We start from the raw sequence: 16,047 nt of genomic DNA, 5'->3' as shown, positions 1-16,047 counted from the left end.
GCTTCCGTCATTACAGGCCGGGGGCGGCGGGGCAATTCGTCGGAAGCGGCGGCGCTTCGCCGACCGGCCGGAAATTCGCGAAGTCCCAGTCTCGCCCGGGCGCGGCTTCGAGCAATTGGCGCGTATAGGCCTGCTTCGGATGAGTGAGGACGTCTCCTGCGGGACCCTGCTCGACGACGCGGCCTTTTTCCATCACGACGACCTCGTCGCAGATCTGCGCGGCGACGCGCAGATCGTGGGTGATGAACAGCAGCGCGATGCCGAGTCTCGTCTGGATTTCGTCGAGCAGCTCCAGCACCTGCGCCTGCACCGAGACGTCGAGCGCCGACACTGCCTCGTCGGCGACCAGCACGTCGGGATCGAGCGCCAGCGCGCGGGCGATCGCGATGCGCTGGCGCTGGCCGCCGGAGAACTGATGCGGGTAGCGCGAGATCGCATCCGCCGGCAGATGCACCAGTTCGAGCAGTTGCCGCGCTTTCTCCAGCGCCTGCTCCCGCGGCATGCCGTAATTGATCGGGCCCTCGGCGATGCTCTCGCCGATGCTGACGCGCGGGTTGAGCGATCGATACGGGTCCTGGAAAATGATCTGGATGCGCTTGCGGTGCGGCCGCAGCCGCCGCCGCGACAGGTCGGAGATTTCCCGGCCGGCGAGGCGGATGCCGCCCGAGGTCGGATCGATCAGCCGCACGATGCAGCGCGCCACGGTCGATTTGCCGGAGCCGCTTTCGCCGACGATCCCGAGCGTGCGGCCCTTGTGCAGCGTCAGCGTCACGTCCTGCGCGGCGACCACCTCGCGATTGCGGCCGAACAAGGAGCGTTCGCGGTACACCTTTCCGAGTTCGTTGGCTTCCAGCACCACCGGCAGCGCCTTGTTTTCGCGCGGCGGCCGCGGCACCAGGCTCGGCACCGCGGACAGGAGTTTGCGGGTGTACTCCATCGCGGGCTTGCGCAGCACATCATCGAGCGGCCCGGTCTCGACCAGGCGGCCCGTGCGCATCACCGCGACCCGGTCGGCGATCTCGGCGACCACGCCCATATCGTGGGTGATGAACAGCACCGCCGTGCCGTGCGCCTGCTGCAAATCGCGGATCAGCGTCAGGATCTGCTTCTGGGTGGTCACGTCGAGCGCGGTGGTGGGCTCGTCGGCGATCAGCAGCTTCGGCTCCAGCACCAGCGCCATCGCGATCATGATGCGCTGGCGTTGTCCGCCGGAGAGGCGGTGCGGATAGGACGCGAAGATGCGCTCGATCTCCGGCAGTCTGACCTGCTGCATCATGTCGAGGATGCGCCGGCGGCGCTCGCGCGCGCCGAGATCGGTGTGAAAGCGCAGCACTTCGTCGATCTGTTTGCCGACCGGCACCACCGGGTTGAGCGCGGTCATCGGCTCCTGGAAGATCATCGCCATCTGGCTGGCGCGGAGCTGCCGCAGCCGCCGTTCGCTGGCGGCGAGCACATTCTCGCCGGCGAGCCGGATCTGGCCGCCGGTCGCGTGCAGCGCGCCTTTCGGCAGCAACCCCATGGTGGCGAGCGAGGTCACCGACTTGCCGGAGCCGCTCTCGCCGACCAAGCACATGGTTTCGCCGGGGCGCACCGACAGCGAGATGCCGTCGATCACCTTGTCGCCATCGTCGGACCTGCCGAGCCGGACGACCAGATTGTCGATCTCGAGGACGTTGTCGGTCATCGCGCCGCCTCGCGCTGTTTCATCCGGGGATCGAGCGCGTCGCGGGCGGCGTCGCCGATCAGGTTGACGCTGAGGATCGCGATCGACAGCAGCACGCCCGGCCAGAAGATCAGCGACGGCTTGATCTGGAACAGCGCGCGGCCCTCGGCCATGATGTTGCCCCAGGTCGGCGTCTCCGGGTTGATACCGGCGCCGAGGAACGACAGGATCGCCTCGGTGAGGATCGCCGAGGCGCAGATATAGGTGCCTTGCACGATCAGCGGCGCGACGGTGTTCGGCATCAGGTGTCGCACCATGATCTTCGGCAGGCTGGAGCCGAGCGAGATCGCGGCCTCGACATAGGGCTCCTCGCGCGCCGACAGCACCACCGAGCGCACCAGTCGGGCGACGCGCGGGATTTCCGGAATGGTGATCGCGATCAGCACCGTGGTCAGGCTGGCGCCCGACAGCGACACCACGGCGATCGCGAGCAGGATGCTGGGGATCGCCATCAGGCCATCCATCAGCCGCATCATCACCGCGTCGACCCATCTGAAGAAGCCGGAGACCAGGCCGATCACGAGCCCGATTGCGATGCTGACGATCGCGGCGCCGACGCCGATCAGTAGTGAAATCCGGCCGCCGTAGAGAATACGCGACAGCACGTCGCGGCCATACGCATCGGTGCCGAGCAGGAACTCCGCGCTCGCCGGCTTCAGTCGCTGCGCAGGCGCCAGCAATTGCGGATCGTGCGGGGCGAGCCACGGCGCGAAGATCGCAGACGCCACGACCAGCGCCAGGCAAACCGAGGCGGCGGCGATGATCGGGCTCGAGAACAGGAAGCCGAACCGCGGCCGCAGCGGACGCGTGATCGGGATCGAGGATTCAGGGAGGCTGTCGATGGCCATCGCGCGCGCCCCTAATACCTGATCCGCGGATCGAGCAGCGTGTAGGCCACGTCGATCAGCAGATTGACGGCGACATAGATGCCCGAGGTCAGCAGGATCATGCCCTGGATCACCGGATAGTCCCGCGCCAGCACCGCATCGACGGTGAGCCGTCCGATGCCCGGCAGGTTGAATACGCTTTCGGTGACGACCACGCCGGAGATCAGCAACGCGAAGCCGGTGCCGATCACGGTGATCACCGGCACCGCGGCGTTGCGCAGCGCGTGGCGCAGCAGCACGCGGGTTTCGGTGATGCCCTTGGCGCGCGCGGTGCGGACATAGTCCTCGCCGAGCACGTCGAGCATCGCCGCGCGGGTCATCCGCGCGATCAGCGCGATGTAGATGAAGGACAGCGTCAATGTCGGCAGCACCAGCCGCTCGAAATACGGGCCGAAGCCGCGCGCCAGCGGGCGGAAGCCCTGCACTGGAAACCAGCGCAGCTCGATCGCGAAGATCTGGATCAGCATATAGCCGATCACGAACACCGGCACCGAGAAGCCGATCACCGACAGCCCCATCACGAAGCGATCGATCCAGGTGCCGTGCTTCCACGCGGCGATCACGCCGAGCGGCACCGCGACGATGATCGAGAGGATGATGGTGGAGATCGCGATGCTCAGCGTCGGCTCGATCCGCTGGCTGATCATCTGCAGCACCGGCACCTGCGAGATCAGCGAGACGCCGAGGTCGCCCTGGAGCAGCTTGCCGACCCAGCTGAAGAACTGGGTATAGAGCGGCTCGTTGAGGCCGAGCGTTTCCCGGATGCGCGCGAGTTGTTCGGGGGAGGCATTGTCGCCGGCGAGGATTGCAGCCGGATCGCCCGGCGTCAGCCGGAGCAGCAGGAAGACGACGAGCGCGACGACGCCCATCACCGGAACAGCCGCGAGGATGCGGCGGATCAGATAGCCGAGCATCGGCGCTCCATCGTCGAAACAGGTGGCCGATTAGCAGGGCTTATTGGGATGGTGGTGTCCGTCATTATCGCTTCGACCTGTCGTGATGGAAGATCACTATGATCCCGAGCAAAGCATTCAGCAATTCCTATGCCATGGACGTGGCTCGCGCGGCGTGGTAGTTAGCCGTCACGCTTCATTCCAGAGTCGCCAGCAGCCCCGCCATTAAGCGGCCGCGCTCGGCCAGACTGTCGACCTCGATATGCTCGTTGAGCGTGTGGGCATCTGCGCCGCGCACGCCGAGTCCGTCCAGCGTCGGAATTCCCATCGCGCCGGTGAAGTTGCCGTCGGAGCCGCCGCCTGCACTGCCGTGAGGCAGCGACATGCCCATCTGTTTGGCGACGGCGGAGGCTTTCTCGTACAGCGCCATCGTGCCGGCATCGGGTTCCCAGACCGGGCGGGTGACGCCGCGGGTCACCTCGAAAGCGACGTCGTTGCCGGCGCCGGACAGCGCCAGCATCCGTTCGACGCCGCGATCCAGATCGGCCTGTCGCTTGGCCATGCTCAGCGCTTCGCCGGTGCATGTGGTGGCGACGCAATTGACCCATTGCCCGCCATGCACGATGCCGACGCTGAAGGTGCAGTCGTCGGTCGTCATCGCGTCGATCGCCAGAATCTGCCGCGCCATTTCCCGTATCGCGGAACGCCCCGACGACAGCGTTGCGCCGGCGTGGCTCGGCTTTCCGGTTGCCGTCAGGTTGAAGCGGGCGATCGCGTAGCGACCGGTGACGACGCCGTTGTCCGGACGGCCGGGCTCCGGAACCAGCACATATTTGTTGCGGGCGGCCTCGGCCTCGATGATGTCCCGCGTCGAGGGCGTGCCGACTTCCTCGTCCGGCGTGAACAAGACGGTGATCGGCAACGGTGTGGTGAATGATGCGCGCGCGAGCTGTCGAATGGCTTCGAGCGTCAGGTAGTTGCCGCCCTTCATGTCGAAGATGCCGGGGCCGAAGCATTTGTTGCCGTCGCGGCGCCATTGCAGTTTCTGCAGCGTGCCGACCGGATGCACGGTGTCGAGATGGCCGGCGATCAGGATGCCGGGCTCGCCCTGCCGCGGATGCGGGAAGCGTGCGCGGACGCAGCCGGCGAAGCCCTGCCGTCCGGCGATGCGTTCGATCGCCGCACCCATGATGGCCATGTCGCGCGCGGCGAGGTCGAGCATGCGCTCGACCGCGGCGGCGTCCCAGGTCGGGCTTTCGCATTCAACCCAGGCGCGCAGGCCCTGCAGCATCACTTCGGAATCAAAAGGTAAATTGGCTGGGTTCATTCGCATGCTCACGGTTGGATCGGTGCTACGAGAATGATTGCAGGCGAATTTGTAAAGTGAAAGATGCGCGACCCGTCGCGTCGGTGGGGCCGATGTTGTCCCGCAGTGATCAGATTGACGCCTGGCACGCTTGGTGCAAGTCTTGATGATGCAAGTGTTGATGATGCAAGTCGCGATGATCAGGATGTTGCAATGCGCAATGGGTGCGCTGCGGGCGCCCGATCATCTCCAGCGTTATTCAATTGTCTGCCGTCCTGCCCAAGCAATCATCTGCGATTGATCAGTTTCAAGCCAGGAGAAACCGAATGTTCCACACGTCGCATTGGCTGCGTTCAGTAGCTGTGTCGAAATTCGCAGTGCCGGCGCTGGCGCTCGCAGCTTCGCTGACGCTCCCTGCGTTTGCTGATGCCAAGACCATTCATGCGGTGATGCATTCCGATCTGCGCGTGACCGATCCCGGACTGACCACCGCCTACATCACCCGCGATCATGGCTACATGGTCTATGATACGCTGCTCGCGATGGACTCGAACTTCAAGGTCCAGCCGCAGATGGCGGAGTGGAAGGTCTCCGAGGACAAACTGACCTACACCTTCACGCTGCGCGACGGCCTGAAGTGGCACGATGGCGCTCCGGTCACCGCCGAGGATTGCGTCGCCTCGCTGAAGCGCTGGGGCCAGAAAGACGGCATGGGCCAGAAGCTGATGGACTTCACGGCGAGCCTCGAGGCCACCGATGCGAAGACTATCACGCTGAAGTTGAAGGAGCCCTACGGGCTGGTGCTGGAGTCGATCGGCAAGCCATCGTCGCTGGTGCCGTTCATGATGCCGAAGCGGATCGCCGAGACGCCGCCGGACAAGGCGATCCCCGAGCAGGTCGGCTCCGGTCCGTTCAAATTCGTCGCCGCGGAATTTCAGCCGGGCGTCAAGGCGGTTTACGTCAAGAACGCCGACTACGTGCCGCGCAAGGAGGCGCCGAGCTGGACGTCGGGCGGCAAGGTGGTGAAGGTCGACCGGGTCGAATGGATCACCATGCCCGACGCGCAGACCGCGGTGAACGCGCTGCAATCCGGCGACATCGATTTCATCGAGAATCCGTCCTTCGACATCCTGCCGGTTCTGAAGCAGGACAAGGAATTGACGATCCACACGCTGAGCCCGCTCGGCTTTCAGACGCTCGGCCGGATGAACTTCCTGTATCCGCCGTTCGATAACGTCAAGGTTCGCCGCGCCGCGTTTCTGGCGATGAGCCAGAAGCCGGTGCTCGATGCGCTGGTCGGCAACCCGCAATACTACAAGGTCTGCGGCGCCGTGTTCGGCTGCGGCACGCCGCTGGCGTCGGACGTCGGCTCCGAGACGTTGGTCAAGGGCAGCGGCATGGCGGAGGCCAAGAAGTTGCTCGCCGAGTCCGGCTATGACGGCACGCCGATCGCGCTGATGGCGCCGGGCGACGTCGTCACCCTGAAGGCGCAGCCGATTGTGGCGGCGCAGCTGTTGCGCGAGGCCGGTTTCAAGGTCGACGTCCAGGCCACCGACTGGCAGACCGTGGTGACGCGGCGCGCCAGCCAGAAACCGCCGAAGGACGGCGGCTGGAACATGTTCTTCACCAATTGGGCGGGTCCGGACATTCTCAATCCGGTCGCCAATGTTTCGACCGGGGGCAAGGGCAAGAACGGCGGCTGGTTCGGCTGGGCGGAGGACGCCAGGGTTGAAGAGCTGCGCGACAAATTCGCCCGCGCGACCTCGCCCGACGAGCAGAAGAAGCTCGCCGAGGAGATCCAGAAAGAAGTCTACGACAAGGTGATCTACATTCCGCTCGGCCAGTACACAGCGCCCAGCGTATGGCGCAACGAACTGACCGGCGTGCTCGACGGCCCGGCGACGCCGGTGTTCTGGAATATCGACAAGAAGGAATAGTTGCGGATCGGCGCGCGGGGCTGCTGCCGCGCGCCCCAGCAAGCGGAGCTTCGCCGTCCCGCAGCCGTGGGCCGGCGAAGCGCCGAGGGCCCGAACAAGGAAGCAAGAACAGAGGCAACAAGGTTCGTTGCAGCCTTGCTGCGGAACGACAATCCGGGTCGCAGGCCGACGCCCGGGCCAAACAAAAAGAGCCCGGCGCGCGCCGGGCTCTTTTCACAAACGGGCTCTTTTCACAAATCAGTCGTAAATTCGTTACTTGCGCGCGCAGGCGACCGAGATGCTGCTGGCGCTCGCGCTGCATTTGGCGGTCATGACGCCGTCCTTGACCTGGAGCTGATCGGTCAGCCGCGCGGCGCCACCGATGAAGCAATAGGCCGAGGCCAGGACTTCGTCCGGTCCGCACGACACGGGGCAGCCGTTCGATGCGCAGCTCGCGGATGTCACGGTGCGCACGACGCCGGGCGAGGCGACGCTGGCTAACGCGTTCGTTGCAGGCCGAGCGGCGGCCGGCTGAGCCGGTGCAGACGTCGCGGGGGCAGGGGTTGCTGCGGCCGTTGTGGCCGACGCGGGTGCAGCTTCTGCCGGAGTGCTCTCCTGAGTTGCGGTCTCGGCGGCGCCCCGCGTGTTCTGGAAGCTACCGGCGGCCACGTAGATCACGATCACGCCGGCCAGCACCACACCGGCGACGATGACCGAGCCGATCGGCACCGTCTTCAGCCTGTCGGTGACCGATGTCACGGTCGCCGACAATGAACCGGCTTTCCAGGAAACGCCGCGGAGGCGCATGTCATCGAACGCCAGATACGCCACTATGACGAGGCCGCCACCAAAGAACATAAGTATCAGAAGCGGCCCGATCGCGGAGAGATACTCCATGTCAATGTCTTTCCATCCGTACCATGCGCGGCGCGCGTGTATAGTGGGCGCTCGCAGCAAACTGCATTGTCGAAAATCAAAAGAACACGTAACTGTCAGTCAGCGTTGAGGTAAATCAAAACCGTTCCCTAACTGACGAGTGATATGTAGCATAAGCAATCCCCTTTCGTCATCGCACGCCGGCGCCGCACGAGCGGGTATGGTTTATGCTCCCTCCCATCGCGCTCCGCGCGCCCGCGCTCAGTCGATGATGATCGATCCCACGTCACCCGGGCTTGGTTCCGGCGGCGTGATCCAGATCAAGGGATACTGCGCCGCAGAGAGGTTAACGTTCCCTCACAAGCCACAACGGCATGGGCCTCGACCGCCCCGATGACATCGATGAATTCGATCCGATCCCGCCGCTGGCGATGGTTGTCGTGGCTGCTGCCGAATACGCTCACTACGGTCGGCGTACTGGCCATGGTGCTGGGCACATCGCCGGGCGTCGATGCTCAATTCGACGGCATCCTGCTCGCCATTGTCATCGCCGTCGCCGCTGCCCTCGCGATCGAGTTCCTGGTCTGCCTGTGGATCGCCCCGTCGCGGCGCGGCCGGCGCGCTTATCTGTCGTCGAGCAAGGGAATGGTCGACCTCGCCTGCGCGTTGGCGCTGCCGCTCGGATGGTTGCTGGCGCCGGATGTGCACGACGCGCGGCTGTTCGCGCTGGTCTGGACGCTGCGCTATATCAGCCATTCCACCGGGCTGACGCTGATCTGGCGGGTGATGATTCGCAGTCGCGTCGCGCTGCTCAGCATCGCCGGCCTGTTCCTGGTCGTCACGCTGACCGGCGCCACGCTGGCGCATGTGTTCGAGCGCGAGACTCAGCCGCAAATGTTCGGCAGCGTCGGCCGGGCGTTGTGGTGGGCGATCGTGACGCTCACCACCACCGGCTATGGCGATGTGGTGCCGACCACGATCTGGGGCCGTCTGCTGGCCGGCTGGGTGATGGTCGGTGGCATCGTGATGTTCGCGCTGCAGGCCGGCATCATCGCCACCGCTTTTGCCGAAGAGCTGCAGCGGCGGCACTTTCTGCGCACCTGGGAGCTGGTCATCAGCGTGCCGTTCTTTCGCGATCTCGGCGCCGCGGCGGTCGCCGATATCGTACGGCTGCTGCAGGCGCGCGACGTCAATGCCGGTACGGTCGTAGTCCGTGAGGGCGAGCCGGGCGATGCGATGTACTTCATCGTCTCCGGCGAGGCGACCGTCCGCGTCGCGCCGAAGCCGGTGGTGCTCGGCCCCGGCAGTTTCTTCGGCGAAATGGCGTTGCTGTTCAACACGCCGCGCTCCGCCACCGTGGTCGCGACCCAGCCCAGCGTGCTGCTGGTGCTGGATATCGCCGATTTCCACCAACTCGCCGGCCGCCGGCCGGAATTCGTCAATCTGATCGAAACGGAAGGTAGACTGCGGCGCGATCAGAACGTCACAGCGGGATGACGTTGGGTACGCTCACGGTGAATCGATAGCGGGGAATGAGCATGAATGCAGCAGACGTGATGACCACCAACGTCGTGACGGTTCGGCCGGATGCGCCGGTACGGGCGGTTGCAGAGACGCTGTTGAAGCACGGCGTCAGCGCGGTGCCGGTGGTCGACGAGCACGGAGCGCCGCTCGGCGTCATCAGCGAAGGCGATCTGATGCCGCGCAATGAGACCGCCCGCGAAGCGCGCCGCGACTGGTGGCTGCAGCTCCTGTCCCAAGGCGGCGAGGTGCATCCCGACTATCTCCAGTTTCTGAAGTCCGATCATCGTACCGCGGGGCAGATCATGGTGTCGCCGGTCGTGACCGTTGATGAAGCCGTCCCGCTCGCGGAAATCGCCGACATCCTGTTCGAGAACAAGATCAAGCGCGTGCCGGTGCTGCGTGAGGGTCGGGTGGTCGGCATCGTCAGCCGAGCCGATCTGCTCAAGACCCTCGTGAAGCCGGGCCACGTCCATGCGCGGGATCCGGTCCATGACGACGGCAGCGCGATTCCGATTGCGTCCGCCGAGCTCGAGGCGTTGACCCATCGGCGCCAGGACGCCCTCCCGCTGTCGCACGATCCCGCGGCCGATGAACTATCGGCATCGGCGTTCCTGGCGCTCGGCGTCGAGCACGAGCAACATGAAGAGGAGCAGCGCCGCGAGGCGAAGCGCATCGCCGACGAGAAGCATCACCGCCAGGCCAGTCAGATGCTGGCGTCGCATCTGACCGACGACTCCTGGGAGCAAATGATGCGCAACGCCCGCGCCACCGCAAAGAAGGGCGAGGAAGATCACCTGTTGCTCCGCTTCCCCGCGGAGCTGTGCAGCGATCATGGCCGCGCGGTGAACGCGCCGGACCCGGAATGGCCGTCGACATTACGCGGCATGGCCGCCGATATCTATCTGCGCTGGAAGGCCGAGCTGCGGCCGCACGGCTTCATGCTACATGCCCGCGTGGTGGAGTTTCCGGACGGCATTCCCGGCGATATCGGCCTGTATCTGAGCTGGGGCAAGCACGACGCCGCCGCGCACTGACTCCGCACCGCCCGGAAGTCGGTCGCTTCTGGTCCGATGACTTTCAGGTGGTTTCCTCCGCATCGACGTGAGTCTCGGATTTCGCTGCGCGCCGTCCGGCCTAGCTTGCAGCAGCTCCTGCCCAAGGCAGTGAGGTGCACCCGGACGACCTCCAGTTTCTGAAGTCCGACCATCGTGCCGCGGCGCAGATCATGATGTTATTGTCCGACATCGCAGTATTTCTAGCTGTGGCTATTTGTTTACGATGCGGGAAAGCTTGATGTTTGTAGCAATATGAATTTCACAACGATCTCATCATAGTCTTTCCCGAAAGCGACCCATTTGGCGAGCTATCTGCAAAGAAGGCGCAACTTGGATGACGTTTAGAAAACGATTAGATGCCGTTTCGACAGACCTCAGATTTTTCATATTTCCTGTTTTTTCGAATGGCGCTGCTAGCAAGAACGGGGGATTCGCCAATAATTTCGGCCATAGATTGGACTCTTGTTTTTGTCGGTTCGATGATTGTTTTGAATTTTGTGTTTGAGCGAGAGCGACCATCTGAATAAAAGAACGCTATGCATTCTTGCACTCACAAATTGACAGGCGGGTCAAGCAAGGTTTTGCGTCCCCGGAGAGTATCTGGCACGGCCTCGCTATGAGTCGGCCCCGGAAATCTGCACAGGACGATAAGTGGATTTCCAAGTGTTGGCGCGCTTCGACCTTGGAGATGGCGACCCAGGCCCGTTTCCGATTTATCAGAACGATCTCAAGACGCCAATCGAAGGCAGGCTCTATTACCTGAATTCGAGCGCCGGAAAACGAACCATCGTTCCAAACGAAAGCAGGAATGTTGAGTTGGTCGCATCGAATAGCGCTGCCGGTGTCGTGATCTGGAAAGTGAACCCCCGGACCGAGAACGGCGATGTCGCTCTTTCCGCCTCGGCTTTGGCCGGAGCGGACCTATGAGTCGAGGAGATCTTCCGCGACGGGCGTTTCTCGAGCGAGGCGTTGGTCACCGCGCTACGTGAAGCGAAGGTGAAGATTGATTTCGGCCCTAAAGAATGTCGTATTCTGGGGGATGCGGTGAGGCTGTGTGATCCAGGTCGCATTCCCGGATCGCCGAGGCGTGTTTGAGCCGACATGCTGCGACCCGCAGGCAACTCGCCGGCGGGCGATGATCAAAGGAGTGATCCCATGCGAACCTTGATAGTGGCGGCGATCGGTTGCGTCGCGCTGGCGTCGCCGGCGGCGGCTCAGCTCTCCGCCCCGGCGGCGATCGTCGAAGAGGTCAAGGGTGACGTCCCGGGCATCGAATTCATGGACTACGTGCTGCCGGGCAAGGTGATCAAGCTCGGCGCCAACGGTGCGATCGTGCTGAACTATCTGCAGTCCTGCATCCGCGAGACCATCACCGGAGGCGTCGTGGTGGTGGGGACCGATCAGAGCAAGGTTTCGCTCGCCGATATTCAGACCGCCAAGGTCGATTGCGCCGCGTCGAAAGCGCAACTCTCTGAATCCGAGGCGAGCCAGAGTGCGGCGACCGCGTTCCGGAGCATCAATCAGACCGGGCCTGCGCCGAAGATCGCATCGGTCTATGGCGTGTCCCCGGTGTTCGATGTCGCGGGCAGCGGAAAGCTTATCATTGAGCGCTCCGACGTCGCCGGCGACCGACGGGAGGTCACGGTCGACAAGAAAACCCTGATCAAGGGCCGGTTCTACGATATGGCCAAGGCCGGCACCGCGCTGATGCCCGGCGCCTCCTACGCCGCGACCTTCGGCGCCCGCAAGATCGCGTTCCGGGTCGACCCAGCGGCGCGGCCGGGGGATGTTCCGGTGGTCAGCCGCTTGCTGCGGTTCTGATCCGCACCGCGTCCGCGAGCCGCATTGAAACACCACATCACCAGAGCCGACGCTCTCGCAGCCCTGGTGATCGCGGTCGTGGCCGGTATGCTCGCGGCCTGGCCGGCGTTGGATATCGCGCGCGGACTATCACTCGACATTCTCACCGCGACGCGCTGGCAGGCGTTCGGACCGCGCTCCGACGCGTTGGCGCGGCCGGCCGTGGTGGTTGCAATCGACGAGGAGAGTTACCAGACGCCGCCCTTCAAGGGCTCGCCGACGCTGACCTGGACGCGCGAGATCGGACGTGTGGTGACCGCGATCCTCGACGGCGGCGCCAAGGTGGTCGGCTTCGACATCGTGTTCCCGACCTCGATCGAGCAGTCGCAGATCCCGTTCGGCGATGAGCCGCTCGGTGCGCGGATGCGCGGTTTTGATCGCGATTTCCTGCGCGCGCTGGCGGCCGGCGCCGCGTCCGGCAAGGTGGTGCTCGGAGAGATCGGCCAGCGCGGCGAAGCGATCGGGCCGTCGCCGGCGCAGCGCGTCGCGGTGCGCCAGCAGAGCAACATTCGCGCGCTCAACGTCTATCTCGACCGCGACGACGTGGTGCGGCGGTTACCGCTGTCGTTCGCGTCCGAGTCCGGGACGCTGCCGTCGCTGGCCGTCGAACTCGCCGCGCGGGCCCGCGGCGTCACGCCGACGTTCAAGGACGGCCGTCTCGACTTCGACGGCCACACTGTTGCGGGCAGTGTGCCGAACACATTGACGCTGAATTTCGATGGCGGCGCCGACGATATCGCAACCTACTCGTTGGCCGATCTGCGCGCCTGCGTGGAGGCTGGCGACCGCGATTTCTTCGCGCGGCAATTCGACGGCAAGGTCGTGTTGCTCGGCACGGTGCTGAATGTCGAAGACAGAAAACTGACCTCGAAGCGGTTCGCGACCGGGCTCGAGGGCGCGCGCGGGCCGCGCTGCGCGCTGCCGCGGCCGGCGGCGTCGGCCGATCAGTTCAAACGCAGCAGCATCGCCGGGGTCTATATCCACGCCACGGCGGTCAACAATCTGCTCGAGGACGAGCCGCTGGTGGAATTCGATCGCTGGACGGTGACTGCGACGGCGGTCGGCTTCGCGGCGCTGGTGGCGTTCGCGGCGCTACTGCTGAGCCCGCTCGCGGCGGCCTTCGCCTATCTCGGGCTGGTGGCCGCGCTGCTGGCGGTCGCGACGATCGCGTTCGCCCGATCGATCGCGCTGCCGCTGAGCGAACCCGCGGTGGCCGGATTCGCGGCCCTGGTGCTGATGGTCGGCTATCGCTTCGTCGTCGTCGACAAGGCCGAGCGGTTCCTGCGCGCGAGCTTCGGCCTGTATCTCGCGCCGCAGGTGATCGACCAGATGTTGAATGCGCGGAAGCTACCGAAGCTCGGCGGCGAAATGCGCCACGTCACCGTGTTCTTCTCCGACGTCGCCGGTTTCTCGACCATCGCCGAGCAGCTCGCGCCAGATGCGTTGGTCGAACTGACGAACGAATATCTGTCGGCGATGACCGACATCATCGAGCGATACGGCGGCTATGTCGACAAATACATCGGCGACTCGATCGTCGCGGTGTTCGGCGCGCCGGTCGACGACCCCGATCATGCCGTCCACGCGGTGCGTGCGGCGCTGTCGTGCCGCGAGCGTCTCGAACAGCTCAACACCAGCGCCGCAGCCTTCCGCGGCCACAGGTTGAGCCACCGCATTGGCCTCAACTCCGGCGAGGCGCTGGTCGGCAATATCGGCTCGCGCCGCCGCTTCAATTACACGGTGATGAGCGACACCGTGAACCTCGCCTCGCGGCTCGAAGGCGCCAACAAATATTTCGCGACGTCGATCCTGGCGTCGGAGACGACGATGTCGCTGACCGGCGCCGCGTTCGACTGGCGCGAACTGGATGCGATCCGGGTCAAGGGACGGTTGCAGCCGGTCGAGATCTACGAACCGATCGCCGAGGCCGGCCGAACGACGCCGGAGCAGGCGCAGATCGCGAAGATCTATGCGGAGGGGCTGACGTGCTGGCGGGCGCGCGATTTCGAAGCGGCCGCACGGGCCTTCGCCGAGATCGCGCCGCGCGATCCGCCCGCGGCGCTGTTTCACGAGCGCGCCGGCCGCCACGTCCAGCATCCGCCGGGTGAGGCCTGGGAGCCGGTGCATACGCTCGAAGGCAAATGAAGCGAGCGGGCGCGGCGGCGCTCAGATCTTGAGATTGCGATACACCGAGACTTCGCGCTCGCGCGCCAGCCGGGCGTCGTCGCCGGCGCGGATGCCGCGCCAGCCGTCGAAGAACATCACGATGGTGGTCACCAGCCCGGTGATCTTGCCGATCAGGAATCCGAACGGAAAGATCAGACGCTCCGGCGGCAGGATGAATTGCGAGCCGAGGAAGATCGCCGCGGCGTTGAAGAAATACGCGCTGCGATACAGCGTCATTTCCTTCCACGCGCTGCGCGCATAGGGCTTCGAGCTCTTCTTCACCGCCTTGTTGTAGCGCGGGTTCGACAACAGCCCCCACATCCGCCGCTTCTTCGGCAGCGCGCGCGGACCGGCGAGCAACGCGCGAAAATTCTCGCGCATCTGCAGATGTGCCACCAGCGCCAGCAGCAGATTGAGCGCCACCAGCGCCAGTTTCAGTTCGGTCAGCGACAGCAACAGCTGCGCCGCGAGGTCGACGAACAGCAGATGCGTGACGGCGTTCAGCGCGAAAGCCGAGCGGTGGAACGCAGCGCGGTTGATGTTGGCGACCTTCTCGTCGATGAAGGCCGCGCCGGGTTTGGTGGCGCCGAGCTGCAGCAGCGCGGCGCGGTGCTCCGCGGTCAGTTCCCAGCTCTTGCCGAGTTCCTCGATCGTCACCGCCGGCGGCCCGCGCTTGATCCGGAACGTCGCCTTCGCCGACCAGCCGGAGACGCGCGCCAGCCATCGCCGGGTGACGGCGAAACGCGAGGTCGTCGCGGCGTCGACGAGGGGGTGCGGGTCTGGCTGCATCGGCTCCATCAGCGTTGTCGCTGCGTGGTCAATCACCGAAACGCGGGGCGTCCGCAAGCCTGCTGGCGGCCTTGACTGCGGCTTTCAGCTGTTTCCGGGTCGCCGCGTCGTCGACGGTCACCAGTTCCTTCGCGGCCGCGGCGCTGGCCGCCTTGTGTTGCGAATGGCTCGCGATTCGGGCGGCCAGTTCGCGCTGCACCGCAGCGTCGTTGAGGGCGCCCAGCGCGTCGAGCAGTTCCTTCAATTGCGTGCGGAAGCTGGTCAGCCGCTTGCCGCTGCGGGGGCCGGTGAACAGGCTCTCGAAGAAGCCCGCAGCGTAGTACAGTTTCTTGGCGGCGATCCGAACCCGGTGGCGCTGCTCGTCGTCCAGCTCGTCCAGTCTGTCGAGCTTCTTGATCAGTCTGTTCGCGCGATTGGCCAGCGTTTGTTTGGCGAATGTCTTGGCGGACTCGGGAATGTCTTTCGAAGTCTGCCCCCAGTCGCCTGCCGCGATCCAGGATCGCAGGTCGTCGAGCAGCTTTTCGAAACGCTTGTAGGCGACGGTCCGGCTCGCAATGTCGAAAGCGCGGCTGCGATCGGCCGCCACCTGCTTGCGCAACGTGTCCGAGCCGCCCTTGCTCGTCTCCTGCAGCCTTAAATCCATCAGATGCAGGTCGCGGGCCGGACCCAATCGTCCGGTGAGCCACTTCAATTGCCGCTTGATGCGCTCGGCCTCGGGGCCGTCGACCAGATCGGCGAAAACCGAGATCGCGGCGCGCGTTCGGCGCAGCGCGATCCGCATCTGGTGGACGCCCGTGGGATCGCGCTTCGACACGGCGGCTCGTTGGGCTTCGATCAGCCCGACCAGTGTGCCGGCGATTGTCTTGAACGCGTCGGTTGTGCTGATGCCCGGCGCGAGCACGATATCGTCCGTCGCGGGAGCTTTACGCACAGCCGGAGCAGCACGAGGCGCAGCCGTCTTGCGCTCCGCAACACCCGGCGCGGCCACAGTATTTCCGAGAACTCGACGCATGTTGTCCCGCAGCGGCGTCCATCCGCCCGGACATTGTAGC

The 16,047-nt window shown here is 64.9% G+C and carries 13 protein-coding genes; 6 read left to right on the top strand and 7 right to left on the bottom strand.

From position 1 onward, the window contains the following. Nucleotides 1-10: 10 nt before the first annotated feature. The 4 genes from BMY71_RS21650 to BMY71_RS21635 form a co-directional block, all read right to left on the bottom strand. Entirely contained in the window at nucleotides 11-1,684 is a 1,674-nt protein-coding gene (locus BMY71_RS21650; protein WP_092686123.1) for an ABC transporter ATP-binding protein, read from the bottom strand. Next, nucleotides 1,681-2,571: an ABC transporter permease gene (locus BMY71_RS21645; protein ID WP_011504405.1), complete on the bottom strand. Its 891-nt coding sequence runs from the start codon at nucleotides 2,569-2,571 to the stop codon at nucleotides 1,681-1,683. The genes BMY71_RS21650 and BMY71_RS21645 overlap by 4 nt, the downstream gene beginning before the upstream one ends. 11 nt (nucleotides 2,572-2,582) lie before the next feature. Then, nucleotides 2,583-3,524 carry an ABC transporter permease gene (locus BMY71_RS21640; RefSeq protein WP_092686122.1) on the bottom strand — a complete coding sequence of 314 codons (942 nt, stop codon included), beginning with the start codon at nucleotides 3,522-3,524 and terminating at the stop codon, nucleotides 2,583-2,585. A gap of 175 nt (nucleotides 3,525-3,699) precedes the next feature. Beyond that, entirely contained in the window at nucleotides 3,700-4,830 is a 1,131-nt protein-coding gene (locus BMY71_RS21635) for a M20/M25/M40 family metallo-hydrolase (protein ID WP_092686121.1), read from the bottom strand. 305 nt (nucleotides 4,831-5,135) lie between these two features. On the opposite strand from BMY71_RS21635, the gene BMY71_RS21630 reads away from it, so the two are divergent. Next, nucleotides 5,136-6,746, top strand: coding sequence for an ABC transporter substrate-binding protein (locus tag BMY71_RS21630; RefSeq protein ID WP_092686120.1), 1,611 nt, complete (start codon nucleotides 5,136-5,138; stop codon nucleotides 6,744-6,746). A 252-nt stretch (nucleotides 6,747-6,998) separates the two neighbouring features. On the opposite strand, the gene BMY71_RS21625 is transcribed toward BMY71_RS21630, so the two are convergent. After that, the gene (locus BMY71_RS21625; RefSeq protein ID WP_092686119.1) at nucleotides 6,999-7,622 is read right to left on the bottom strand and encodes a hypothetical protein; all 624 of its coding nucleotides are present in this window, start codon (nucleotides 7,620-7,622) and stop codon (nucleotides 6,999-7,001) included. Nucleotides 7,623-8,003: 381 nt separating this feature from the next. On the opposite strand from BMY71_RS21625, the gene BMY71_RS21620 reads away from it, so the two are divergent. From BMY71_RS21620 to BMY71_RS21605, 5 genes are all read left to right on the top strand, one after another. Next, nucleotides 8,004-9,098, top strand: coding sequence for a cyclic nucleotide-gated ion channel (locus BMY71_RS21620; RefSeq protein ID WP_175557749.1), 1,095 nt, complete (start codon nucleotides 8,004-8,006; stop codon nucleotides 9,096-9,098). Between the two features lie 41 nt (nucleotides 9,099-9,139). After that, nucleotides 9,140-10,159 (top strand): CBS domain-containing protein, encoded by a 1,020-nt coding sequence (locus BMY71_RS21615; protein ID WP_092686117.1) that lies wholly within the window; start codon nucleotides 9,140-9,142, stop codon nucleotides 10,157-10,159. Between the two features lie 672 nt (nucleotides 10,160-10,831). After that, nucleotides 10,832-11,107: a hypothetical protein gene (locus tag BMY71_RS24570; RefSeq protein WP_139202708.1), complete on the top strand. Its 276-nt coding sequence runs from the start codon at nucleotides 10,832-10,834 to the stop codon at nucleotides 11,105-11,107. Between the two features lie 228 nt (nucleotides 11,108-11,335). Beyond that, nucleotides 11,336-12,001 carry a hypothetical protein gene (locus BMY71_RS21610; protein WP_092686116.1) on the top strand — a complete coding sequence of 222 codons (666 nt, stop codon included), beginning with the start codon at nucleotides 11,336-11,338 and terminating at the stop codon, nucleotides 11,999-12,001. 87 nt (nucleotides 12,002-12,088) lie between these two features. After that, entirely contained in the window at nucleotides 12,089-14,185 is a 2,097-nt protein-coding gene (locus BMY71_RS21605) for an adenylate/guanylate cyclase domain-containing protein (protein WP_175557750.1), read from the top strand. A gap of 21 nt (nucleotides 14,186-14,206) precedes the next feature. Here BMY71_RS21605 and BMY71_RS21600 read toward each other — a convergent pair whose 3' ends face one another. Both BMY71_RS21600 and BMY71_RS21595 read right to left on the bottom strand, forming a co-directional pair. Further along, a complete protein-coding gene (locus BMY71_RS21600; protein WP_041806116.1) occupies nucleotides 14,207-14,995 on the bottom strand; it encodes a hypothetical protein in 789 nt (262 codons plus the stop codon). A gap of 28 nt (nucleotides 14,996-15,023) precedes the next feature. Then, on the bottom strand, nucleotides 15,024-15,926 hold the full coding sequence (locus BMY71_RS21595) for a CHAD domain-containing protein (protein ID WP_244526133.1): 903 nt from the start codon (nucleotides 15,924-15,926) through the stop codon (nucleotides 15,024-15,026). Nucleotides 15,927-16,047 lie beyond the last annotated feature (121 nt).

The sequence above is a fragment of the Rhodopseudomonas pseudopalustris genome (genome assembly GCF_900110435.1).
Taxonomy (GTDB): domain Bacteria; phylum Pseudomonadota; class Alphaproteobacteria; order Rhizobiales; family Xanthobacteraceae; genus Rhodopseudomonas; species Rhodopseudomonas pseudopalustris.
The sequence above is the reverse complement of the archived record's forward strand: the minus strand, read 5'-3'. Positions and strand labels throughout refer to the sequence as shown.